General features: G+C 53.9%; 16 protein-coding genes. 5 read left to right on the top strand and 11 right to left on the bottom strand.

Features of this window, described 5'->3' with window-relative positions; translation table 11 throughout:
- Positions 1-19 precede the first annotated feature (19 nt).
- Both IDH45_RS09110 and IDH45_RS09105 read left to right on the top strand, forming a co-directional pair.
- Positions 20-2,242, top strand: coding sequence for an ABC transporter ATP-binding protein (locus IDH45_RS09110; RefSeq protein WP_190926743.1), 2,223 nt, complete (start codon positions 20-22; stop codon positions 2,240-2,242).
- The gene (locus IDH45_RS09105; RefSeq protein WP_190926741.1) at positions 2,239-4,128 is read left to right on the top strand and encodes an ABC transporter ATP-binding protein; all 1,890 of its coding nucleotides are present in this window, start codon (positions 2,239-2,241) and stop codon (positions 4,126-4,128) included. The genes IDH45_RS09110 and IDH45_RS09105 overlap by 4 nt, the downstream gene beginning before the upstream one ends.
- A 102-nt stretch (positions 4,129-4,230) precedes the next feature.
- Here the strand turns inward: IDH45_RS09105 and IDH45_RS09100 are convergent, their stop codons facing one another.
- The 3 genes from IDH45_RS09100 to IDH45_RS09090 all read right to left on the bottom strand — a co-directional run bounded on the left by IDH45_RS09100 (position 4,231) and on the right by IDH45_RS09090 (position 8,160).
- A complete protein-coding gene (locus IDH45_RS09100) occupies positions 4,231-5,373 on the bottom strand; it encodes a Gfo/Idh/MocA family protein (RefSeq protein WP_190926739.1) in 1,143 nt (380 codons plus the stop codon).
- 70 nt (positions 5,374-5,443) lie between these two features.
- The gene (locus IDH45_RS09095; protein ID WP_190926738.1) at positions 5,444-6,769 is read right to left on the bottom strand and encodes an ABC transporter substrate-binding protein; all 1,326 of its coding nucleotides are present in this window, start codon (positions 6,767-6,769) and stop codon (positions 5,444-5,446) included.
- Positions 6,770-6,900: 131 nt separating this feature from the next.
- The gene (locus IDH45_RS09090) at positions 6,901-8,160 is read right to left on the bottom strand and encodes an alpha-L-fucosidase (protein ID WP_190926736.1); all 1,260 of its coding nucleotides are present in this window, start codon (positions 8,158-8,160) and stop codon (positions 6,901-6,903) included.
- Between the two features lie 157 nt (positions 8,161-8,317).
- Between IDH45_RS09090 and IDH45_RS09085 the strand changes: the two genes are divergently transcribed.
- Positions 8,318-9,259, top strand: coding sequence for a helix-turn-helix transcriptional regulator (locus IDH45_RS09085; RefSeq protein ID WP_190926735.1), 942 nt, complete (start codon positions 8,318-8,320; stop codon positions 9,257-9,259).
- An 89-nt stretch (positions 9,260-9,348) separates the two neighbouring features.
- Here IDH45_RS09085 and IDH45_RS09080 read toward each other — a convergent pair whose 3' ends face one another.
- From IDH45_RS09080 to IDH45_RS09070, 3 genes are all read right to left on the bottom strand, one after another.
- Positions 9,349-12,459 carry a hybrid sensor histidine kinase/response regulator gene (locus IDH45_RS09080; RefSeq protein ID WP_223836497.1) on the bottom strand — a complete coding sequence of 1,037 codons (3,111 nt, stop codon included), beginning with the start codon at positions 12,457-12,459 and terminating at the stop codon, positions 9,349-9,351.
- Between the two features lie 167 nt (positions 12,460-12,626).
- Positions 12,627-13,601, bottom strand: a complete 975-nt coding sequence (locus tag IDH45_RS09075) for a Gfo/Idh/MocA family protein (protein ID WP_190926733.1) — start codon at positions 13,599-13,601, stop codon at positions 12,627-12,629.
- 24 nt (positions 13,602-13,625) lie between these two features.
- Positions 13,626-14,396 carry a TIM barrel protein gene (locus tag IDH45_RS09070; protein ID WP_190926731.1) on the bottom strand — a complete coding sequence of 257 codons (771 nt, stop codon included), beginning with the start codon at positions 14,394-14,396 and terminating at the stop codon, positions 13,626-13,628.
- Between the two features lie 227 nt (positions 14,397-14,623).
- Here IDH45_RS09070 and IDH45_RS09065 point away from each other — a divergent pair, with 227 nt between their 5' ends.
- Positions 14,624-15,469 carry a helix-turn-helix domain-containing protein gene (locus IDH45_RS09065; RefSeq protein WP_190926729.1) on the top strand — a complete coding sequence of 282 codons (846 nt, stop codon included), beginning with the start codon at positions 14,624-14,626 and terminating at the stop codon, positions 15,467-15,469.
- A 579-nt stretch (positions 15,470-16,048) separates the two neighbouring features.
- Here the strand turns inward: IDH45_RS09065 and IDH45_RS09060 are convergent.
- Together IDH45_RS09060 and IDH45_RS09055 are read right to left on the bottom strand one after the other, a co-directional pair.
- Positions 16,049-17,200 (bottom strand): DUF2264 domain-containing protein, encoded by a 1,152-nt coding sequence (locus IDH45_RS09060; RefSeq protein ID WP_190926727.1) that lies wholly within the window; start codon positions 17,198-17,200, stop codon positions 16,049-16,051.
- A gap of 141 nt (positions 17,201-17,341) precedes the next feature.
- Positions 17,342-18,394: a hypothetical protein gene (locus IDH45_RS09055; protein ID WP_190926725.1), complete on the bottom strand. Its 1,053-nt coding sequence runs from the start codon at positions 18,392-18,394 to the stop codon at positions 17,342-17,344.
- Between the two features lie 344 nt (positions 18,395-18,738).
- Here IDH45_RS09055 and IDH45_RS09050 point away from each other — a divergent pair, with 344 nt between their 5' ends.
- A complete protein-coding gene (locus tag IDH45_RS09050; protein ID WP_190926723.1) occupies positions 18,739-19,536 on the top strand; it encodes a helix-turn-helix domain-containing protein in 798 nt (265 codons plus the stop codon).
- 248 nt (positions 19,537-19,784) lie between these two features.
- Here the strand turns inward: IDH45_RS09050 and IDH45_RS09045 are convergent, their stop codons facing one another.
- The 3 genes from IDH45_RS09045 to IDH45_RS09035 are packed head-to-tail and all read right to left on the bottom strand — an operon-like array spanning position 19,785 to position 23,030.
- Positions 19,785-21,182: an enolase C-terminal domain-like protein gene (locus IDH45_RS09045; protein WP_190926721.1), complete on the bottom strand. Its 1,398-nt coding sequence runs from the start codon at positions 21,180-21,182 to the stop codon at positions 19,785-19,787.
- The gene (locus IDH45_RS09040; RefSeq protein ID WP_190926719.1) at positions 21,169-22,026 is read right to left on the bottom strand and encodes a sugar phosphate isomerase/epimerase family protein; all 858 of its coding nucleotides are present in this window, start codon (positions 22,024-22,026) and stop codon (positions 21,169-21,171) included. Before IDH45_RS09040 ends, IDH45_RS09045 begins: the two co-directional genes overlap by 14 nt.
- A gap of 20 nt (positions 22,027-22,046) precedes the next feature.
- Complete coding sequence (locus IDH45_RS09035) at positions 22,047-23,030, bottom strand: hydroxyacid dehydrogenase (RefSeq protein ID WP_190926718.1); 984 nt, start codon at positions 23,028-23,030, stop codon at positions 22,047-22,049.
- Positions 23,031-23,135 lie beyond the last annotated feature (105 nt).

The following is a 23,135-nucleotide window of genomic DNA, read 5'->3' as shown; positions in this document are numbered from 1 at the left end:
GAAAGGAAAGGAACCTGTCATGGCCAAACTCGCCAAATATTTAAAGCCCTTCAGCGCGATGCTTGTTTTGTCGATCGCCTTATTGTTTGGACAAGCGATCTCGGATCTGAATTTGCCGAATTACATGTCCGACATCGTCAACACAGGCATTCAGCAAAGCGGAATCGAAAGCGCCGTACCCGATGCGCTCAGCGAGGACGGCTTCACGTTGATGACCTCCCTCATGCAGGAGCAGGAAAAACAAATAATCAAAAATCGTTTTACCCTCGTTCAAGCGGGAGATAACGAATACACCGTTAAATATCCCCTGCTGAAAACGAAAAATGCGTATGTCTTAAAAGAAAAAGACGACACCCTTATAAACGAATTAAATCCGATCTTCGGCAAAGCCGCCGCAACCTTCATTGAAATCTCGAAGCAGCTCTCCGCCTCTTCGGGGAATCAAGCAGCTCCAGCCAAAAAGATGGATATGGCCAACGTCGATTACAAAGAGCTGTACGCTCTAAACCCCGTACTTCAGCAGCTTCCCACCGCAAAGCTGAATGAAGCGATCGCTTCGGCGGACCAGATGGACCCCGCCATGCAGATTCAGACGGGTACGGCTTTCGTGAAGCTGTTATACGGCGAGCTTGGAATGGACGTAGGCCGGATTCAGAACCAGTATATTATGAAGACGGGATTTTTCATGCTGCTGATCGCATTAGGCGGGGCCGCCGCTGCGATCGGAGTTGGCTATTTATCGGCGCGGATCGCAGCAGGCATAGCCAAGAAGCTTCGGCGCGACGTATTCAGCAAGATTGAGAGCTTCTCGAACAACGAATTTGACAAGTTCTCGACCTCCTCGCTGATTACCCGCACGACCAACGATATTACCCAGGTTCAGACGCTCATTATTATGGGTATTCGGATCTTGTTCTATGCTCCGATCTTAGGGGTCGGCGGCGTCATTATGGTGCTGAGAGAGAACAGCTCGATGACGTGGATTATCGGCCTGGCAGTCGCTCTGCTGATTGCCTTGATCGGAATCGTCTTTTATGTCGCGATGCCCAAGTTTAAAATCATCCAGAAGCTGATCGATAAATTAAATCTCGTTGCGAGAGAAAATTTGAGCGGTCTTTCGGTCGTCCGCGCCTTCAGCAACCAAAGCTTCGAGAAAAAACGTTTCGATTCGGCTAACCAGGATTTAACGAATACCAACCTGTTCGTCAACCGCGTTATGGTATTTATGATGCCGGCCATGATGCTGATCATGAACCTGATTACTTTGCTGATCGTATGGGTCGGTGCGAATCAGATCGCGGTATCCGCCATGCAAGTCGGAGATATGATGGCATTTATGCAGTATGCGATGCAGATCATTATGTCCTTCTTGATGATCTCAATGATGTTCATTATGGTGCCGCGCGCTTCCGTATCCGCTCAGCGTATCGTTGAAGTGCTTGCGACCGAACCTTCGATTGTAGATCCCGTTCAAGTGAAGCCGTTTCAGTCCGATATGCGTGGTGTCGTAGAATTCCGCAACGTAAGCTTTCATTACCAGGATGCCCCGGAGGATGTGTTGACCGGCATTACGTTCACGGCCAAGCCCGGGGAAACGACAGCTTTTATCGGCTCGACCGGTTCGGGCAAATCGACGCTGATTAACTTGATCCCTCGCTTCTACGACGTTACTTCAGGCGAAGTGTTCGTTAACGGCGTGAATGTAAAGGACGTGACCCAACACAATCTTCATGAACAGATTGGTTATGTCCCTCAGAAAGGCTTGCTCATGTCCGGCTCGATTGCAAGCAACCTGCGTTACGGCAAAAAAGAAGCGACCGACGAAGAAGTGCGTCATGCCGCCGAGATTGCCCAAGCCGCCGATTTCATCCAGAAGGATGAGGCCGGATTTGAGAAAAATATATCGGAAGGCGGCGCCAACGTGTCCGGAGGCCAGAAGCAGCGTCTGTCGATCGCACGCGCGCTCGTGAAGAAGTCGCCCATCTATATTTTCGACGACAGTTTCTCCGCCCTTGATTACAAAACCGATACGGCTCTCAGACAAGCCTTGAAGAAATATACGGGAGACAGCACCGTCCTGATCGTCGCGCAGCGCGTGAATACGATTCGCCATGCTGAGCAAATTATCGTATTGGACGAAGGAAAAATCGTCGGCATTGGCACCCACGACGAATTGCTTCAAAGCTGCCCGACTTATCTGGAGATCGCTTCATCCCAGCTGTCGAAGGAGGAATTGCAATGAGCGACAAAGCCTCCAAGTTCGGAAAACCGAGAAACAAAGGGCCGATGGGCGGCGGACCCGGGGGACCCGGCGGACCGGGAATGATGATGCCCGGCGAGAAAGCGAAAGACTTTAAAGGAACGTTCCGAAAGCTGATCGCTTACCTGGGCAAGTATAAAACGGCCGTTTTCTTCGTCATCTTGTTCGCGATCGGATCTACGATCTTTAATATTCTCGGCCCTAAAATACTCGGGGAAGCGACAACGAAAGTATTCGAAGGCGTCATGGCCATGATCTCGGGCACGGGCGACGGCATCGATTTCGGTTACGTCAGCCGGATTATGCTGATCCTGGTTGCGTTATATTTGATCAGCGCATTGTTTGCTTATATTCAAGGTTATATCATGTCCAATGTTGCGATGAAGGTGACCTATAATCTTAGGCGCGATATATCCGAGAAAATTCATAAGCTGCCCCTTAAATATTTTGATAAACGTAATTACGGCGAAGTATTGTCGCACATTACGAATGACGTCGATGCCATCAGTCAAAGTCTGAACCAAAGCTTGACTCAGATCATCACCTCCGTTACGAGCATCGTCGGTATTATGATCATGATGTTTACGATCAGCTGGCAAATGACCCTAGTCGCGTTATTCGTTCTGCCGCTGTCCTTTATCTTCATTATGTTCGTCGTGAAAAAGTCGCAGAAGCACTTCGTGGCCCAACAAGAGTCGCTCGGGCACGTCAACGGGCATATTGAGGAGATGTACGGCAGCCATACGGTGATGAAGGCATTCAACGGCGAGGAAGAATCGCTCAAAAAGTTCGACGAGCATAACGAAAAGCTGTACAATTCCGCATGGAAATCGCAGTTTCTCTCCGGGATGATGATGCCGATCATGATGTTTATCGGCAATCTCGGGTATGTTGCCGTTTGTATTCTAGGCGGATATTTGGCCGTGAACGGACGAATCTCGGTCGGGGATATCCAGGCGTTTATCCAATACATGCGCCAGTTTACCCAACCTATTGCTCAGGTGGCCAACATCTCGAACGTCCTTCAGCAGACGGTTGCGGCTGCGGAACGCGTATTTGAGTTTTTGGCCGAGGAAGAAGAGCCTGCAGATACGGCAACGCCTGCGGACACTTCCAAAGTAAAAGGCGCGGTCCGGTTTGACAACGTCCACTTCGGCTACAATCCGGAGAAGCCGGTCATTAATAACTTTACGGCTCTTGTTCAGCCCGGGCAGAAGGTGGCCATCGTCGGCCCTACCGGTGCCGGCAAATCGACGATCATCAAGCTGCTGATGCGCTTCTACGATATACAGAGCGGCGCCATCCTGATCGACGATACCGACATTCGGGACTTTGCCCGCAACGATCTGCGCTCGCTTTTCGGTATGGTGCTGCAGGATACTTGGTTGTACAACAATACGATCAAGGAAAATATCCGTTACGGGAAGCTGGACGCGACCGACGAAGAGCTGTACACGGCGGCGAAGGCCGCTCAGGTGGACCATTTCATCCGTACGCTGCCTGACGGTTACGACATGGTGCTTAACGAAGAAGCGAGCAACGTTTCGCAAGGCCAAAAGCAGCTGCTCACGATCGCGCGCGCGATTTTGTCCAATCCGCAAATTCTGATCCTGGACGAAGCGACGAGCTCGGTCGATACCCGGACCGAGATTCTGATTCAGAAAGCGATGGCAAACCTCATGAAGGGTCGCACCAGCTTCGTGATCGCTCACCGTCTGTCGACCATCCGGGATGCCGATCTGATCTTCGTCATGAAGGACGGCGACATTATCGAGCAAGGCACGCATGACGAGCTGCTGGCGCGGGGCGGCTTCTACGAAAACTTGTACAACAGCCAGTTTTCCGAGGGCGAGGAAGAAGCAAGCTGATAAAACGACAAGGGCTGCCGGTTTCGGCAGCCTTTTGCTTGTTAAGTACCCCACATTAAAGATATCGTCATTACTTTTCCCTTCATCTGAACATCCGACGGCTTATTCAGCTCCATCCTTCGACCGCTTGAATCGGCTGGTCCGCATCCGCTCCTCCAGGTGCGACAAGTACAAGTCTTCATCGATCGGCAGATCGACCCACCTGTCGGTCCAAGTGGACAAATGCATCGCGTTGGACAACATCAGCCCCTTGATTCCCTCTTCCCCCGGAGCAATCAGCGGAGTGCCTGTACGAATCGCATCGGCGAAATTTTGCGTCGTCAGCAGATGCCCGTCCTTCCCCTGCTTCGGAAGCGGAATGTCGCACTTCCAGCATTCCGGCTGGCGAAACAGATCGGTCGATGTGCGGTTGAACTCCGACTCCGGCACCCTCAGCCTCCAGAACGTCATATTTCCGTCCTCGATCACCAGCTTGCCGCGGTCTCCTACCACCTCATACCGGTTCGTCCCCGGCGACTCTCCCGTCGACGTAATCAATTGTCCGGTCGCCCCGTTCTCGTATTCGGCAAATGCGATCACTTCGTCCTCTACCTCGATATCGCGGTTTTTCCCGAAATAACACGACGCCCGAATCCGCCTCGGCATCATATCGATCGTCCACTGCCACAGATCTAGCTGGTGCGGAGCCTGATTAATGAGGACGCCCCCGCCTTCGCCGGCCCACGTTCCTCTCCACGTGCCCGAATCGTAATAGCTCTGCGGACGGTACCAATTCGTCACGATCCAGTTCGTGCGTCGGATCGCCCCCAACTCGCCGGATATGACGAGCTCCCGAAGCTTCCGGTACAACGGCTGTGTCCGCGCATTGTACATGATTCCGAACACGGTGCCCGCCCGGGCGGCCGCCTCGTTCATCTGCCGGACCTGCTTCGTATAGACGCCGGCCGGCTTCTCGGTCAGCACATGCAGGCCGCACTCGAACGCCCGAATCGCGATGGCGGGATGGTCGAAATGAGGGGTAGCGATGTATACGGCGTCGATGCTTCCCGAGGTAAGCATCGCTTCGATCGAGTCGAACCCGGTCACGGAGGACGGGAAATGTCCGGCAGCCCATTTCAGCCTATCGGGATACATCTCGCATACGGCGGCAAGCTCCGCTCCTTCGATCTCGCCTTTCAACAAGTAGTTGGCCGTCATCGTCCCCATATTGCCTAATCCGATAACTCCGAGTCTTACGTTGCTCATCGATTATTGATTCTCCTCTCCAGAATCCGATCCGGGAATCGGGCAGCTGTATGCGGCTGCCCGTTCAGCTTTATTTGGCCTGCAGCTCCTTGATCGCTTTCTCGGCCGTCTCGGTCGCCACCCGCAGCGCCGTATTGGTGTCTTCCTGTCCTTGCGATATCCGGCTCAGCGCCGTGAGCAGCCCGGCTTCGGCGGCGCTTGAATATTTGGTGTACAAGGCCGGATCGGCGTATTTTTCCGGAATCATGCCCTTCCGGTTTTTGCCTGCCGAATATTCGTCATCCTGGGCGTACGCCTTCATCACCTCGGGGCTTTTCAGAATCGAAGGAATTCCTTTCTTCGACTGCTCCAGCTGGAATTCATCCGACGTCAAGTATGCAATGACCTGGAAGGCGGCATCCTTATGCTTGCTGGTGGACGACACATAGAAGAAAGTCGGATACGACTGCGGGCCGAGTCCCGGCGATTCCTTCAGATAAGGCAAGCTAACGACGTCCCAGTTCATCGTCTTGAACGCTTCTCTCATCGCAGGCTCACGCATGCTGGTCGTTAGGTGAGCGAGCATCGCCAGTGTTTTATCCTTAATGAACAGATTGACCTGTTTGCTCAGCACAGCGGTATCCGCATCGCCCTCATTGCCCGGCAGCCTGAAAAATCTCGTGAGATTTTCCGTCATCTGCTTAAAGTTGTCGCTGCCGTACAGCACCTTGTTCGTCTTGGACTCCAGATAAGGAAGCGATTGCTGGTTGAGGCGCATCATATGCGGGAACGACATGGAAAATCCGCGGTACATCACTCCGCCTTCCGTACGGCTCACTTTTTTGGTCAGCTCGTACAGCTCGTCCCAGGTCATCCCGTCCTTCGGGTAAGGAGCGCCGAATTTGTCGAAAATGTCCTTGTTGTAATACAACGCCAGCGTGGTCGTATGGACGGGCAAACCGTACAGGCCTCCGTCGGCAAGTTGCTGCTGCATTTTCACTGTGGACGGCTCCAGACGGTTTAAGTCGTACTGATTTTTCTTAATCAGCTCCGAGATGTCGTATTGCAAACCGAATTCCATCAGCTGCGACGGGGTCAGCCCGATCGAGGTGTACACGATATCGATCGTTTCCTGAGCCGTAACGCGATCTTTCAACGCCGCGCTCGGATGGTATTCCAGCGTGACGTGGGGAAATTTTTTCCGGATCGCGTTACCGTAATCCTGCATGAACCGCTCCTGATCGTCGCTGTTTACGCCATTGTTCACGACGAGCGTTACCGGCTGGTCCGCCGGCTTGACCGCTCCCTCCGGGGCGCCGCTGCCCTCTTTGCCGCTTCCGCCTCCATTCCCTCCGCATGAAGCCAATAGTACCGCCGTCATCGGTATGACCCATCCCATTGCGAGCTTGTTTTTCATTTTGCTCGGCCCCTTTTCGTGAATTTGTATATCCATCTTGCAGCGAAGTTTCGTTGCAGCTTAACGATAGCGCTTACAATTTAGATCGAATATAGCCGATACGATGCCGAAGCCGTTCTTCGGACCGATAGTCAAGCGAAGCAAACCTCCGCCACTCTGACCACATAGTTCACGCCGTAGGGGAAGCTCGTCGCTGTGAATGAAAACGTCCCGGCTGCCGCATCCTGAGTAAATTCCAACCTCTCTCCGTTGTCCAGCCAGCGTACGGATTCGACCTTCCGGCTCAGCCCCGTAAATGTTTTCGCTCCCGGGCCTCCGCCTCCGACGGTTACATCGGCATGTCCGCTTATTTTCAGATGATGGATGAACAGATACAGCTTGCCGTCCGGCGTTTCCAGCGCAAAATTGCTTCCCTCCCCTTCCACGTCGGCTGGTTTTCCTTCGTAGATCGGCTTGCCGTTCACCTTCAGCCATTGACCGAGCACTTCCAGCATCGCCTGCTGGATCGGAACGATTTTGCCGCGGGCGGACGGACCGACATTCAATAAATAATTAGCCCCAACCTTTCTGCACGCGCACAGACTTTCGATCAAATGCGGAACCGACTTGTACATATAATCCGCATCCCCGATCCCCCAATGATCGTTCATCGTCTCGCACATTTCGGCAGCCACGTATTTGCTCATGCCGCTTCGGACCATCGGTTTCGGACGCCCCTGCTCGTACGTGACGCTGTCGATCTCCGGATGGCCCAGCTCGCCTTTTTTCCACAGCCCCGTGTTGTTGATGATCATCGCTTCCGGTTGAAGCCTGCGAATCATCCCGTACAGATCGTCCAGCTTCCAGTCCGCTTCCGGCTTGCTCCAGTTGCCGTCGAACCAGATCCCGCCGATCGGCCCGTAATGGGTGCACAACAGTTCTACAGACTGGTACAAGTAATCCAGATAAGCGCCAAAGTCGGATTGGAAGGAGGGCTCATACCAGTCCAGCGTCGTGTGATAAAACAGGGGCAGTACGCCGCCTTCCCTGCACGCTGCGACGAATTCGGCGACCAGATCCCGCTTCGCCAGGCTGTGCGGAGCATCGTACCGGTTCAACCCCCGCGTGTCGTACAGCGAGAAGCCGTCGTGATGACGCGTCGTGAGCGTAATGTACTTCATCCCGGCTTTTTGGGCGATGGCGACAATTTCCTTGGCGTTAAACTCTTCTGCAGAGAACGTATCCGCCAGCCGCATATAGTCGTCCCCAGCTATTTTGCCGATCTGCTGAATCCACTCCCCCTTCCCGAGCTGCGAATAAAGACCCCAGTGAATAAACATGCCGAAGCCGAGCTGTTCAAACCGTTCGATTCTTGGTTCCGGTTTTGGCTTTGGTAAAAGTACAGGTTCCATAAGTTTTTTTCCTTCCTGGATCGTTGGATTTATTCGAAGGCGCTTTCATTACTAATGTATAAAATCTGGCGTTTGTTTTGTAGATTGGATCACGAACAATAATTGGACGATCCCGACTATTTGTTTCGGATTACGGTAACGCCCGGGATATGATAAGATGGGAAGCATAGTCGGCGTACAGCCAATCTGGCGACGGAAGGAAGATGGGGCCGTGTTATGCCTGGAGTTGAAAATCCCGCCGCTCCCGCAAGTCATTACGGTCGGAAGATCGGTCACCGGCAAAGGCTATCAACATTTCAGAAGATGCTTCGAGGCGTACAATATCGTGTTCGTCCAATCGGGTTCCTTTTACATTACGGAAGATGATATCGCTTACAATATGAAGGAGGGCGACATCCTCGTACTGGAACCGGGCAAAACCCACTGGGGGCATCACCCCTCTCCCGAGCATACGGAGCTGATCTGGGTCCATCTGTCCCATCCGAGAGCGATCCGGTCGCTGGACCGCGAGCAAATTCCTTGGTCTTACCCGCTTCAGCGAAACGAAGACAACGACGAACGTCCGTTCGATCAATCGATGTACTTGCCGAAAATGACTTATATCGACCCTGCCTCGATCGTGCCTTTGCTGGAACGGATGTATTTGATGTTCCATTCGTTTTCCGTATCGAATGCGCTGCCGCTTCATGCTTTAGTGTCGGAGCTGCTGGTCAAAATCCAGTCCGTGGCACAAGTCCGCGGACGCTCCCGGTCCGCTTATTTATCCGAGAAGGTCATCGAGTATTTGCAGCAGCACGCCAACGTCCCTCTGCACTACCAGCATCTGGAGGAATCGCTTCATTATCATTTCGATTATTTGTCCCGCTGCCTCAAGAAACATACCGGCAAAACGCCGCTTCAATATATGCGCGGCATCCAGATCAATCAAGCCAAATCGCTGCTGGAAAATACGGAGCTGACAATCGCCGAGATCGGCGAGCGGGTCGGGCTGAACAGCCACGGTTACTTGAACCGGATCTTCCGGCAAAGCACCGGGATGACGCCGAATCAATACCGGGCCTCCTGCCGCAGAAACTACGGACCGGAACCTCAAAAATAAGCTCCTCCTGCCACCGGAAACGAAAGAAAGATCGTCTGTTTTCGACCGATCGATCAAAAACAGGCGATCTTTAATTAGGAGATATTTCTTTAATCGGAGCCGAGAAGCCGCTGTTCGGTTTTGGCAACTGTAAACGAGACGGAAGTCCCTGCACCGGTCCTGCTTTCTATTCTCAGCCCATGACCGGTAAACTGCTTCAACCGCCGATCCGTATTCAATAGGCCGATTCCCGAACGTTTGTTTTTGTTCCGGTTCAATAACTGCTTGATCATATCTTCATCGATCCCCGTTCCGTTATCGGAAACGCATATTTCGACAATCGGTCCGAGATCGCTGATCCGTATGCGGACTTCTCCACCCGAGCGTCGTTTCAGTATACCGTGCGTTACCGCATTTTCCACAAGCGGCTGGATCGTAAGCGGCGGCAGAAACACGGTCACGTGATCGTCGATCTCCCAGGCTACCCGCAGCCTTTCTTCGAACCTCTCCTGCTGAATGTTCAAATACGAACGCACGAGCTTCAGCTCATGGTCCAGCGGCACCGCCCCGTCAGAGTTTTGAAAATCGATCCCGTACTTGATATACGTAGTCAGCTCCTCCACCAGATCGTCCATCCGGTCTTTGTCGATCCGGCTCAGCGCGGTTACCGCATTAAACGTATTGATGAGGAAATGCGGCTTGATCTGGGCTTGCAGCAAGGCCGCTTCCATCCGCAGCCGTTCGCCCACCGATTTTCTCAGATTCGTCAGCGACCGTATGCGGGCCTTCAACTCGATCGCGTTCACCGGCTTGGTGACATAATCGTTGGCGCCGGCGCGAAATCCGGCTTCGATATCCTGATCCTGACTGCTCGCCGTAAGCAGCAGAATCGGAAGCTCCTCGACGGAATAACGTTCGCGGACCCGCTCCGTCAGCTCGTAACCGGACATGATCGGCATCATGACGTCGGAGATGATCAAATCCCATACGCCGGTTTCCAGCAAGCGCAGCGCTTCCTTCCCCCCGATCGCCGTGAATAGCTCGTACGGCTCCTCGGCAAATATCGCCTTCAGCACATTCAGATTAACCGGATCGTCATCAACCGTGAGCAAGCGGAGCCGTTCCGGAGCCGGGCTGCGCGCCGGTCCGTTAGTCGGAGCGGTCTCTTGGCTGCTCCCCCTGCTGCCTCCGTATGCGGAATCGGCCGATGCCGTTTGCTGGACCGCGGAGTCCATTTCCTCCCTGTCCGCCGCCAGCTTCAGCCGGAAGGTGAATACGGAGCCTTCGTGCAGCTTCGAGCGGACCGTTAACGTGCCGCCGTGCATCTCGACCAGTTGCTTGCATATGTTCAACCCCAACCCGAAGCCGCCGCTGCGGGAACCTTTATCCGGGGATACCTGCTCGTACGGCTCGAATACCCGGCTCAGCAGCTCCTCATCCATGCCCAGCCCCGTATCGGAGACGGAGACGACCGCCCATCCGCCGTCCGCCTCGGCTTGCACGGACACCTCGCCTGCGTTCGAATACTTCACTGCATTATGCAGCAGATTGAACAATATCTGGTTCAGTCTGTTCTCATCGGCATGAACGAGCGGGAACTCGGCCGGAATGCGGTTGACCAACCGGAGAGGCTTGCCTTCCGTCATAAACCGCAGCATATCCATAACGCCCGAAGCGACGCTGTGCACGGACAGATCCGCCAGCTGCAGGTGAATCCGGTTGTCTCTCAGCCGGGCCATATCCAGCAGGTCGTTAAGCAGATACGACATCCGCCTGCCCACCTTGACGAGCATCTGCAGATCGCTTACGCTGTCGATTCCGAGCTTGGACTGTTCCCTCGCCGCTACCGATTGGGAGATGTTGATGAGGCCGTGCAGCGGATTGCGCAGTTCGTGGGCGACGGTGGACAGAAACTCGTCCTTCTGCTTGCTGGCCTGCTGCAGCTTGCTCGTCAGCTCCCTGGATTCCTCGGACATCCGGATATAACGTCTGAACCAGTAAGCGGAAAAGGAAATCATGGCGATGATCAGATCGAACGGATAAGAGATCAGCTCGATTCCGGCAATATGCATAACAACAAGCCAGATCAGGCTGTTGATCGCAGCGGTTGCAGCCAGCAGCAAGAAGATATTGTCCATGTCGATCCGGACAGCCGACCGGAACAGCAGCACCGGCGTCATCAGACAGGGAATGAACATCAGTATCAGGTAGACTTCTTGTAAAGACAGTACAGTAGATAACGGCAGGACCAGCACGGATATAAACGCAACGCCGCATAGCAGCTCATAGATCCGCGATACGCTTCGATGAACAAACGGAACCTTTTCTTTAACGAGCTGGTATAGAAAAAATCCGCCGCTGATCATAACGAGATAGATGCTCTTCAGACTCCATACGAAAGGGAACGGAATCCACGCGTATAGTAACCTTTCCCCGTCCAGCAAAGTTGCCATAATGATGCATACGATCATGAGGGAGTAATAGATCAGACGGCGGTCTTTGCCTCCGACGAGGTACAAGACGAAGCCGTACAGCACATGAATCGCATATGCGACACAAGCGACCCAGACCATATCTCTGGACAAGCCGGTATCCCTGCTCAACGTGGTCTCCAGACCAAACTTGATCGAGCGGAAAATCCCGCCGTTGAGGCGGTTGTCGAAATTGGCGGCTTGAATAACGAGGTCAATCTCGTCAATTCCTTCGCCCACTGAAAATTTTGAAGTGTACGGAACGTCCAGCGGCTTATAGCCTGCTTGGCTGTCGGCCGGCTGGCCGGAACGACCGATCGATTGCCCGTTTACGTAGACTTCCGATGAGCTTTTTATGCTCGTTACATGGATACCGTAATAGCTGCCCTTGCCCGGATCGACCAAGATCCGCAACCGGTAAGAGCCATATCCGTACTTCTCGCTGCCCTTCGGCCGGTCGTCGAAGCTCCAGCTGCCGGGTACTTGGATCGGCAGCCCCGCAGGATCAGAACGATCGGCCGCCGGAACCGCCCCCTCCTTGTACAGCAACGTATCCGGATAAAACATCCATTCGCCGTTAAGCGGAAGGGAATGCTCGGTCAGCGGCTCCCAGCCCCGCAGGTCCAGGACGCCGCCGGCGGCAACCGGATAGGAATCGGCCGAATGGGATTCCAGCCACCAATAACGAAACCCGGTCAGTACGGCTAAAAAAATCGTAGTTATGATCCAAATTTTTCTGGTAGTCATCATAACTATTCATTTCGACAAACTTTGTCGGTATTCCTCTCGCACGCGTTGGGAGAGGATGGAAAATAAGTGTCCCGAAAGGTTATATTTCTTGAATAATTAAAAAAGCACTGCTTCATGGATAAGAAGCAGTGCCCGCACATGATATAACAACGCTTTAAAGCAACTTTCTACAGCTTGACCGGCTTTCCCGTCGCAGCCGACAGATTCGCCGCAACCGTAACTTCGTGTGTTTTCAGGGAATCCGCATACGACGACTTGATCGGCGACGGATCTCCCGTGCGTACAGCATCAAGAAAGGCGATATCTTCGAATACCCGGGGATTTGGCGTGAGCGCGAAAGGTGCCGCAGCCTCCTCCTTGTTTCTTACGATCCGGCTTCCATTGCTCTGCACCTCGACGACGCCCTGCCCGGTGTATACGTTCAGTCCCGTCTTATGTCCGGCCGGCAGCATGCACGAATTGGAGATGGTCGCTACGCTCCCGTTCGCCAGCTTCATCGTCACCGTTCCTACATCCGCCACGTTAGCGCCTTCCTCCAGCTCATGGAGAATCCGATGCCCGTACGCCGCATACACTTCCACCACTTCGCCGCACAAATATCTCAGCAGATCCGTGATATGCGTCGTCTGCTCGACAAACTGCCCCCCGGATAAATGCTGCACCCGCCACCACGGGACTTTCGGCATACTGCCGAGCCAATAACCAAGCGCCATCCCGATGCAGCCGGACTCCAGAAAGCTCTTCGCCTCGTCGAGCGACTGGATATATCGCCACTGGTAGCCCACGGACGTGATCAGCCCTTTCCCGGCAATCTGCTCCGCCAGTTGGCGCGGCAGTTCGTTGTTCACGCCAAGCGGCTTCTCCACCAGAAAGGGAATGCTGCGTTCGATCAACGCCCGCTCGGCCTCGCCATGCGCCATAGGAGGCACACATACAAAGGCGGCATCCAGCTTCCGGTCGTCCAGCATCTCGGTAATGCTGGAATAAGCTTTCGCATCCTTCCAATCTTTAGCCGCCGTAGCGGCGCGCTCCAGCTGCAAATCGCAAAATGCGGAAATCGTAACCCCTTCAATGGCAGCCAGGTTCGTGATATGTCCCTTGGCGACTCCTCCCGTTCCGATAAAGCCGACCTTAAGCGTCATTACGTATCACCCTTTCCCGTTATCTCACGATTCCACATTCCGGAGAATATCCCGCTTGAACTGATGCAGCGCTTCATCCGTATCGATCGTATATCCACACTCCAGACCGACAAAACCGTCAAATCCGGTATCCTTGATGGATTTCAAAATATTCAGATAATTCAGCTCACCCGTTCCCGGCTGCTTCCTCCCCGGATTGTCCGCGATATGAAAATGATTGATCCGATCGATATAAGCGACGGCGTTGCGGATGACGTTGCCTTCGGTAATTTGCTGGTGATACACGTCAAACACCAGCTTGATGAACGGACTGCCGACCCGGTCGATCACTTCGGCGGATTCATCCGAAGCTTGCAGGAAATGCCCGGGGTGGTTGATAAGCCCGTTTAAAGGCTCCAGCTCCAGCACGACACCGGCCGCTTCACACATGGAGGCACAGATCTTCAACGTCTCCACCATATCGTGTGTTTGCTTCTCTCTGGAAATTCCCGGTATCTCTTGCCCCGTCTGCGTTATGATGCTCGCCGTACCGGCCTCCTTGCAGAACGCCAGCGTTTGCCGAAGTCCGTCCAGATACTGCTCCCTCGCCGCGCCGTCAACCAGATTGAAGAAGGTGGTGCATACCGCGCTGATTCCGACTCCTAACCGATCCTGCGCCTTCACCAGCTCACGGACATCCGCCACCGATTTCCAGTTCAAATATTCCAGACCGTGAAAACCGTGCTCCGCCACCTTTTCCAGTAATTCAATTACATTTTTTCCTTTGTAAGCGCCTGCACTTAATGCGTACTTCAACTAGCCTCTCCTCCTTCGCTGTGCCGTGGGCTTCTGCCTTCACCACGGTGCCGGATTACTAGACAAATGAAATAACGTTCGTTATGATTGCGGTATCCCGCATCTGCGGATCTGATAGGCATCCCTTATATGTACACGTTTATATTACCATCGCAAAGAAAATGAAAACAATCTGCTTTTTTGAAGATCAATAGCACTTTTTGAATAAAAAGCGAAGGAAATGATCGATGAGCAATCGGAGACGCCAGTTTATATCAAGCGAAGCGACCTCGGGCAATATCCCCCTGCGCCTTTACAATATGGGTCTTATTCAGCAGAAAAAAATTATCCGGCTGGAAGGATTTCCAGTTCTCCATCTATTCGTCAACCATACGGGCAGCGGTCAGTTCGAGACGCTGCACGACGGCAGGCTGTGGACGCTCTCCGACAATCAGGCGTGCATCCTGCCCGCCCGGGTGCCGCATACTTACTACCCGCTTCCCGACACCGTCTGGAAACACGGCTTCGTCACCATCACCGGGCCGTCCGTTAACGATCTGCTGGAAACGATGAATCTGCCGCTAATGGAAACGATTCCGCTCCAATCGACCGAGTCGATCTGGAAATTGTTCGAGAGCTTGTTCCAGCTCGTCCGGGATAACCCCCCGGAGCAGGAGTGGAACGTCTCTGCGCTGCTCTACGAGCTGTTGCTTGAAGTGCTGAAGCAGTCGCTCCTCCATCACGAGGCGTCTACTCGGACGAAAAGCAGCTCCGGCGCCATCAAAATGGCTGCCAGGATGATCCGCGAGCATTATGCGGAACCGATCCTGCTGGCCGAATACGCCCAAAGCCTCGGGTATACCGTCCAGCATTTGAACCGGCTGTTCAAGCAAGCGTACGGCGTGACGATGCACCAATATTTGGACGATATCCGATTCGAGAAGTCGCTGCAGCTGCTCAGTCTCGATATGAGCGTACAGGACATCGCGTCCGCCCTCGGGATGGAAGCCAATTATTTCATACGCGCCTTCAAACGCGTTCACGGCATTACGCCCGGCCAATACAAGGCCCAGTATGTTTCCGGGCAGGAGTGAAGCAGGGTTTTGCTCCATTTAAGGGGCTGTCTCCATAATCCAAAGTCGTTTGCGATTTTGCGAGCCCGCGTGGAACCGATGTTCCTCTAGAAAAAAGGACCTCAACCTCCACGCCTCGTGGAAGTTGGGGTCCTTTCGTTTGGAAATGGGACGCTCTTTGTCAGGCGGTTTCCGGCTTGCGTGCCGGTCACGCGTCGACTGTTTGTCCGCCTGGGCTCTAAACCAAATAGGAGTCTTCGGCACCCTCTATATTCGGCCTTTTCGCAAAAAAGAAACCAATAAAGGCGGTTTGTACCCCTTATTCAGCCAGTTGGCGCGGGCTGGACCCTTATCGCCGATTTTAGCAGCTGCAAACCGCTCTTATTTCCCCAGCCAAGCGAGTTTCGGACCATATAAAAGCTGCAAACCGCCCTTATTCGCTACCTACCTCACTCACACTAGAAGCAGGCAAACTCCGATCAGCCGCGATAAACAACTTGCGACACTTCACTTGCCGGCCCGATAAACCGCATGAGCAAACTTACACTTTCCTGCAACCCGAAGGCTGTCTGCAGAAGCGAGGGATACACCGGCATAACATCAGCTGCGCTTCAGCGCTGAATCGATGGCAAATGCGTTGCCCGACCACGCCCGGCGCGACGTCCACTCCGCCTCTCCGCACCAGAATGGGTCGTCCACCGGCAAGCCGAGCGGGAGAAAGACGACCGAGCACAAATACAGGCTGCCCGTCGATATATACGTCTCTCCGATCTCCGGCTGGTGTCCGCAAAAACCGATCGTCAGCCAGCCGCCCGGATCAAACGTCCCCGGCGCTTCGATCGTCCGGCGGATAACCGCCGTAAGCGCACATCGGACCTGCGCAGGGATCAGCGGCGCGGGAAGCTCGCGGCGGAGCGACATTTGGGCCAGCGTCTGGAACGCTCCGAATCGATAGGCGAGTGAGCGGCCGAGAGGCGGGAACGTCCCTTCCGGGGATATCAGCCTTTCCTGGACGGCTGCATAACGCTGCGCCCGGCTTCGGATTCGTTCGGCCATTCCTTGCCATTCGCTGTAACATTCCCCCGCCTTATCAACAATATCGAGCAGCATCGGCTGGATGACGAAACTGTTATAGTAATCGGCGTGGTATTCTGGACCGTCTCCGTATGTGCCGTCACCGACATACCATTGTTCGTGCTGCTTCAGCGCATAGTCTACGCGCATCGGGTCCCAGTCGCTCTCCCCCATCCGGTAAAGCGCCGTCTCGATGATCGCCGCAAACAGCACCCAATTGTTATGGAACGGCTTGCGCGTACGCGTCGCTTTCAGCGCGGCCACCGTGTTCCGCCTCACACGTTCCTCCAGCTTGTCCCACAGCTCGGTCGGAGCGCGCAAGATCGCATGGGCCAAAAAAGCCGCATCCACGATTGGCTGGAAGCCATCGCAAAAATTCATATAATCGGTCGACAATGGATCGGTTCCGGCGTCGATCGCTTCCCGGGCCAGCACCGCCGTTCGTTTCCGCCGCTCCCCCTCCTCGCCGTCCGCGGCCCCCGTCTCCAGCCATGGAGCTATGCCTGCGAGCAGACGGCCCAATGCTTCCAGATGAGCATAGTTTGGACGGTCGTCCAGCTTTCCTTCGACCGGCATCGTTGCCTTTAACCGGCGTTCAGCCAGCGCGCCCAAGACGGGGTCCGCAATACGTATCATAGTATGTATCCAATAATCCCTGTCGTCTTTGCCTAATGTCATACCGGTCCACCTCCTCCTGCCAGCAACTCTATCAAAGTGCAGACAGCCGGACCAGGGATAATAGTGGCCGTTTCCCGTACGATTTTATCCTCTTGGCAAAGTAATAGGGAGACTGAGACTACCGGGAACGCGCCGGCAGCTTCATTCGTACTCGACATTCCGTTCCAGCCAGGAAGCCATTCGGCCGAGCAGGTTCGCCCGAAGCATCACCAGTTCTTCGTAGTCATAGAAAAATTCGATCTTCTGCTCCACGATCGAATCGCCTTCCGGCCGCGGAGTCACTACAAAATGGGACCAAGACTCGGCAAAATCCTCATACACATCATTCATCGCATAGTCGGATACGAAGTTTTCCTCGTCCTCGGAATCCCCGTCTTCCCAAAACTGCTTATAAAATTCGTACATATACGAGCCGCGATTGGCGCAGCCTTCATCCCACATATACGTTTTGCAACTGCTCTCGCTTTTGTAAGGATCAACCTGTTTGGCATTTAGCGCGAGCAAATGTCCGAACTCGTGAATGTCGGTTAAGACCCGCTCCGTTTCGAAGGTCGCTTGTTCGACGTTAACGGCGTACGTCCATTTCTCGTAATCCTCATCGTCCTGAATGACATACGCCATCAAATCCACATGTTCAAACACTTCATAGTTCGAAACCATCTTTCGCTCTTTTGACGGAATGATCCAGGTGAACCGTTCCCACAACCACGCGTAATATTGTTCGTCTTCATCAGACGGATCGATCCGGATCGTATTGCCCCGGACCGGATAACTTGCCAGTACGTCCGCATCTTTTTTACTTTTGCGGAGCATCTTCTCATCGAAATACCATTCTTCCGAATACGTCAGTTCACCGTACCATTCTTCCATATCGAAAATGAGGTTTTCAGCCCACGCTTCACAGGTTTTCGGATTTTTGCAATCGACCTTGTAACTGCATACGCCCGGTTCGACTTCCTCTTCGTAGGATTCGCACACGCTTTTCCCCTTTTTCCCGGCAGGTTGGCCTTCTTTGTTCTCTTTCGTTTGCCTTGCAGCGGCAGGAGTTTCCTTCTCTATCGGATACTGTTCGGACACGGCTGTCTCCCCCGCTTCCTCCATCACCATCTCTTCCAGGATGGTGCAGCCCGCCAACACGCTGATGCCCAATAGAAGGAATACCACTGACAAAAAGCTTCCTGTTCGTTTCCCCATACTGCGCCTCAGCTTTCTTAAAAATTGAAATCCGCATGCGATATGACCTTTACTTGTTACGTACCCGGCCGTATCCGGTTTCAAATGAAAAAAGGACCATCAACCGAATCCGATGGCCCATGTTACTTGCAGCGATAATATTCCGAAATTTCTATACTTGAAACTCTCCATTCGGCCAAAAAGCGGTCGTGCTTTCTTTTGTCTTGTTAGCTGACTCCTCTTTGATTTATAATACCTTTACCTTATCATGCGCACCGATTTTCACGAATGTCCGAATAATCGAAATACTTGTCATTATGTGTGATCCCGCTCTCATTCACGATTTCCCCCCGGGGAGGACGCTCATGAAATCCGAATTGCTTTCCGTCTATTTCGGTTCGAAATCGTCTCCGTCTAAAGTAGTGCCGCATACGCACGAATATTGGCAGCTGGAGATCGTAACTCAAGGCGTCATCCACAGCAGGATGCTGGACGAGGAGCTTGGTCTCGAGAAGGGCGATATGCTGCTGGTGCCCCCGGGCTGGGAGCACGGATTCTGGTACAGGAAGCCGGGCGTCAACTGGATTACCTTAAAGTTCGAGCGAGCTCCGGACGAGTCGCCCGTGTGGGGCGGGATCATTCCCGGCAATCAGTTTACCGGCAGGCTTATCGCCGCCCTCAAAGCGGCGATTCATGATTCCGCTTACAGGCCATACGAGAAAGTATTTGTAATCGGCTTTCTCGAAACGATTTTTCACTATATTGTGTCCGACGAATTTCACAAAACGGACGATCCCGCCGAGCAGCTCGTCAAGCATATTATGGAAAAGATATTGTCGTGTGACGGCAGGGCGGTAAGCGTGAGCGAGCTCGCCGGTGAGCTGTCGTATACACGCAGCCATTTATCGAAGAAATTCAAAGAAATTACCGGAGATAACCTCAAATCCTATATCGATCAGATCCGGATTCAGAAAATCGAGGAATTGCTCCGATACCGGGAGCACAGCATCTCGGAAATCGCCGCCGATCTCGGATTTAACGATATTTTTTCGTTCTCGAGGTTTTTCAAGAAACATAAGGGCGAAAGTCCGCGGCAGTTTATTAGGAATGCGGCAACGGCTTCGGCATATTACGATGAAACGAACGGAGAAAACGGTGATTAAGCCGCTGGCGCGATTCTGCAACACTGATACTGAACGGATGAACCGGTTCCTGCCGGGTCTTTCCGGCAGCTGTGTCCGAAACGTCAGGAGGCGGTTCTTATTTTCGAATTGGATTTTTTTTACTGAACCTTTTGTGTCATCAGACTTCAATGCCCGGAGCTGCCGATCGAAGCGCCTTATCCAAAAAAAACCAAAAAGCCGACAACGGCATAAAGCCGGGTCAGCCATCGGGTTCATCGAAACGAGCATCAAATGTGCACGACCGGAGCCGGAAGCGGTCTCTCCATCTCCTCGACCTTGTAACCGAAGCCGTAACCTCCCATTGTCCGAAGCTGCAGCTTGCCCCCTTCTCTCCGGTACAAGCCCGGATGGACTTTGGCTTCGTAGCCGGAAGCTTCCGGATAAAACTGCATGCCGTTCGTTTCCACTCCCATAATCGTACCTGCGTAATAAGCCAGAAGCACGTGCGGAATTTGCGCCAGCATCGGATTCGTCAAATCCTGAACCATCAGCGTCATCCCGTGCGCTTTCGCCCAGCACAGGCTGAGCAATGCCCCGGTTTGCGTCTTGCACGTCTTGAGCGCGACCCCGGTCCAGCCGAGTTCCCGACCCAGCTTCACCAGCTCCCAATCGTGAGCGCTTTCGTCCATAAACAGCGGCTTTCTGGCGCTTACGCTGCGGACATCCAGCCGGTTCGCCTCCAGATCGTACGGAAACGGCTGCTCGATATACAGGATCGACTTATAAATATCCGGAAACTCGTGTAGCAATCGGTCCAGGATGTGATTGACATACTTGCAGTCTGTCACCTGACAGTTGAAATCTGCAGTAAGCCATACGACCTGACGGGCCAAGGCGATTTCGCCCACCTGCACGAGCCGCTCGTAATCCCACGCCGCATCGTTTCCCGCCAGCTTTACCTTCAGGCATTTTAAACCGTCCCGTTCGATCCAATCCTCCAACGTGTAGGGATACCCGTCCTCGCGCTCGTCACCGGTCAGCTCCCGCCTGTATAGAAGATCTTTGCCGCCCACCAAATGCCAGGCCAGCAGCTCCGAAGACGACGGAGTGTCCAGAAAATGCTCCGGGTACAAGCCGTCGAAGCGAACCGCCGCCCCGTTCGCCGGCTCCAAGTAAGCGGCAAGATCCGCATTCATATAACGCTCGTTATATGTCGCATAGACGGAAAGCCGGTTCGTTTGACCGTAGGCGTCATGAAGCGCAATATCGAATAAGGAGAAACAGACGAGCGCCGCCAAATACGGAACGTCCTCCGGCAGTCCCGAGCCGGCATTAAACTGATCGACGAGCACGGGGAGCCGCTGCTTCTGGTACGAGTGGCCGAGCTCGAACGGATGGCCTTGCCCGTTCCATTCCGCAAGATCGTTCGCGATCAGCTCGCATATCCGTTTGAGCGCGCGTTCGCGAATCTCGTAACCAAGCGCGCTCGGCCATACCCATTGAACGCTGAGCGGCGTCTCTCCCCAGCCTTCCCCTCGCTCCCCCCTCCGGTTTTCCGTCCGGATGCATACTCTGGCGCAGGTCACGCTCGTAAGCACCTCGGCTCCGAATTTCAAGGGGACGCGGGTTTCCACGGGCAAATAGTACAGTTGAAGTCCTGTCACACGAATATCATACGGCTTCATCGGCGGCCTCCGTCTGCTCCATCACTTGGCGGATATAACGAACCTCTTCCTGTAAAGCGGGGATCAACAGATCGGGCCGGTCGCTACAGTAGAAAGGCTGGAAATTAAGCACGCCCCGGAACTTCGCTTGATGCAGCGCCCTGGCGATCACCGTCCAATTCGTGACGCCTTCCTGACAGGGAGCCCAAGATTTGGTCCAGCCTTTATTCGGCAGCGCGGCATCTTCGGGCCGGTACCGGTACAAGCCGTCCTTGACTCCAACAGCAGCCGCGTAAGCTCCCAGGCCGGCAATCGCCTTGTTCCAATTATCCGATCCCTCGTGAAACTGGTTCCCGGGGTCCGGCATAACGCCGACGTATTCGGCCGGAAGCCCTTGGACAAGCGCTAACGCCTCATACGTATGCTGGACGAGCATCCGGTTGCCGTGATGCACCTGGTACACCGCTTTGATCTTGAATTTCCCGCATAGCTCGGCCATCCGGTGCATCTGCGCACGCGCCTTCTCCATCTGGGCGGACAGATCCTCGTGTTCGGTGTACGTAAAATATGACATGCGGAAGCTTCGGATTCCGTGATCCGCCATCACGCGCAGCGGCGTATCGTCCTCGGCAAGTTGGTCCGGCGAGAAGCCGGTCGTTGCGAACTCTACCTTTATGTTGCGGCGATGCATGGCTTTGACAAAAGATGACGTCTCCGCGGCCAAATGATCCGGAGTAACCCAAAATCCGTCCCGCACTACCAGATCGACCGCATCCAAGGCGCAATCCAGAACGACCTCCGCCAGCTGATCCGCCGTGCAGCTTTGAAAAAATTTGGGAAACAGCGAGTATGTCATTTCTTTCATAGACTCATCTCCCCTTCACCTCACGCAAGACAATCGAGCATATCCCAGGTTACGACCATTTTCGGCTTCTGCCCGCTTTTGTAAGATCGGATGTCCTCCACCACCTGGTTGCCGATATAATAACTGGGTCCTCCGGCAAGATGGGACGTGTAGATGACGTTCGGCAGCGTGCGGATCGGGTTATTCATCTCCGCCGGCTCCGGGTCCGATACGTCCAGAAATGCGAACAGTCTGCCTTTCTCCAGCTCTGCGATCAGCGCTTTTTCGTCGATGCAGCCCCCCCGCGAGGAATTGATAAACACGGCGTCGTCCTTCATCGCCTGAAACGCAGCCGCGCCCATCATGCGGCGGGTGCTCTCGGTCATTGGAGTATGCATCGTAATCGCATCGCACTGCCCGCACAGCTCCAGCAAGCTGTCGACCTTCGTTGCGCCAAGCTCAGCCGCCGCTTCCGGCGTAAGGAACGGATCGTAGACCAACATTCTAGGACCGAATGGGCGTACGAGCTGCAGAAAGTACCGGCCTACTTGCGAAGCGCCGACCACTCCGATCGTCGACGCCGCCAAATACAGCTTGTTCGGGAGGGGCGCTCTCCGTTCGGTACGATTGCTTTGCGAGTTCGGAATAATCCGGCGCAGGCCGACGATCATTTCGCCAAGAGCCATCTCCGCGACGGTTTTGCCGATCGCAGGGGCGCAAGAAGCAATCATCAGATCGCTTCCGAGCAGGTCGTCGGTAAAAAAAGCTTTGACGCTGCCCGCCGCATGCTCCCACAGCTGAAGGGACGGACACGATTCCAGAATCGCCTTGCTTGGCTTGGGCGTTCTCCAGGACCCGACCGCAACTTGACAGTCTCTCAGGAACGTACATGCTTGCTCTTCCGTCAGCTGTTCGTCCGTTTCATTCCACCTGACGTTTGCGACCGCTTCCAACTCCTTGCGGCTATCCTCGGAAAATATAGCTTTTTGCATATTTGTCGGCAGCAGTACCCCGATGTTGACCATCCGTCCAGCACCTCTTTCGCTGATAAGTTCTTAACCAATATAGCACCCGGCTAACTTGGAACGAATGGCCAAATCGAACATAAAGTTGTCTTTTTGTGTGATGGT

This window comes from Paenibacillus oceani (assembly GCF_014705615.1).
GTDB classification, from domain to species: Bacteria; Bacillota; Bacilli; order Paenibacillales; family NBRC-103111; genus Paenibacillus_AB; species Paenibacillus_AB oceani.
This window is presented reverse-complemented; position numbering and strand designations above follow the sequence as displayed.

Bases quoted from the DNA above. Each gene is read 5' to 3' on its own strand.
- IDH45_RS09100 (WP_190926739.1), bottom strand. From the start codon at position 5,373: ATGAGCAACGTAAGACTCGGAGTTATCGGATTAGGCAATATGGGGACG.
- IDH45_RS09095 (WP_190926738.1), bottom strand. From the start codon at position 6,769: ATGAAAAACAAGCTCGCAATGGGATGGGTCATACCGATGACGGCGGTA.
- IDH45_RS09090 (WP_190926736.1), bottom strand. From the start codon at position 8,160: ATGGAACCTGTACTTTTACCAAAGCCAAAACCGGAACCAAGAATCGAA.
- IDH45_RS09045 (WP_190926721.1), bottom strand. From the start codon at position 21,182: ATGAAGCCGTATGATATTCGTGTGACAGGACTTCAACTGTACTATTTG.
- IDH45_RS09065 (WP_190926729.1), top strand. From the start codon at position 14,624: ATGAGCAATCGGAGACGCCAGTTTATATCAAGCGAAGCGACCTCGGGC.
- IDH45_RS09085 (WP_190926735.1), top strand. From the start codon at position 8,318: ATGGGAAGCATAGTCGGCGTACAGCCAATCTGGCGACGGAAGGAAGAT.
- IDH45_RS09040 (WP_190926719.1), bottom strand. From the start codon at position 22,026: ATGAAAGAAATGACATACTCGCTGTTTCCCAAATTTTTTCAAAGCTGC.
- IDH45_RS09075 (WP_190926733.1), bottom strand. From the start codon at position 13,601: ATGACGCTTAAGGTCGGCTTTATCGGAACGGGAGGAGTCGCCAAGGGA.
- IDH45_RS09060 (WP_190926727.1), bottom strand. From the start codon at position 17,200: ATGACATTAGGCAAAGACGACAGGGATTATTGGATACATACTATGATA.
- IDH45_RS09080 (WP_223836497.1), bottom strand. From the start codon at position 12,459: ATGATGACTACCAGAAAAATTTGGATCATAACTACGATTTTTTTAGCC.
- IDH45_RS09055 (WP_190926725.1), bottom strand. From the start codon at position 18,394: ATGGGGAAACGAACAGGAAGCTTTTTGTCAGTGGTATTCCTTCTATTG.
- IDH45_RS09110 (WP_190926743.1), top strand. From the start codon at position 20: ATGGCCAAACTCGCCAAATATTTAAAGCCCTTCAGCGCGATGCTTGTT.
- IDH45_RS09050 (WP_190926723.1), top strand. From the start codon at position 18,739: ATGAAATCCGAATTGCTTTCCGTCTATTTCGGTTCGAAATCGTCTCCG.
- IDH45_RS09105 (WP_190926741.1), top strand. From the start codon at position 2,239: ATGAGCGACAAAGCCTCCAAGTTCGGAAAACCGAGAAACAAAGGGCCG.
- IDH45_RS09035 (WP_190926718.1), bottom strand. From the start codon at position 23,030: ATGGTCAACATCGGGGTACTGCTGCCGACAAATATGCAAAAAGCTATA.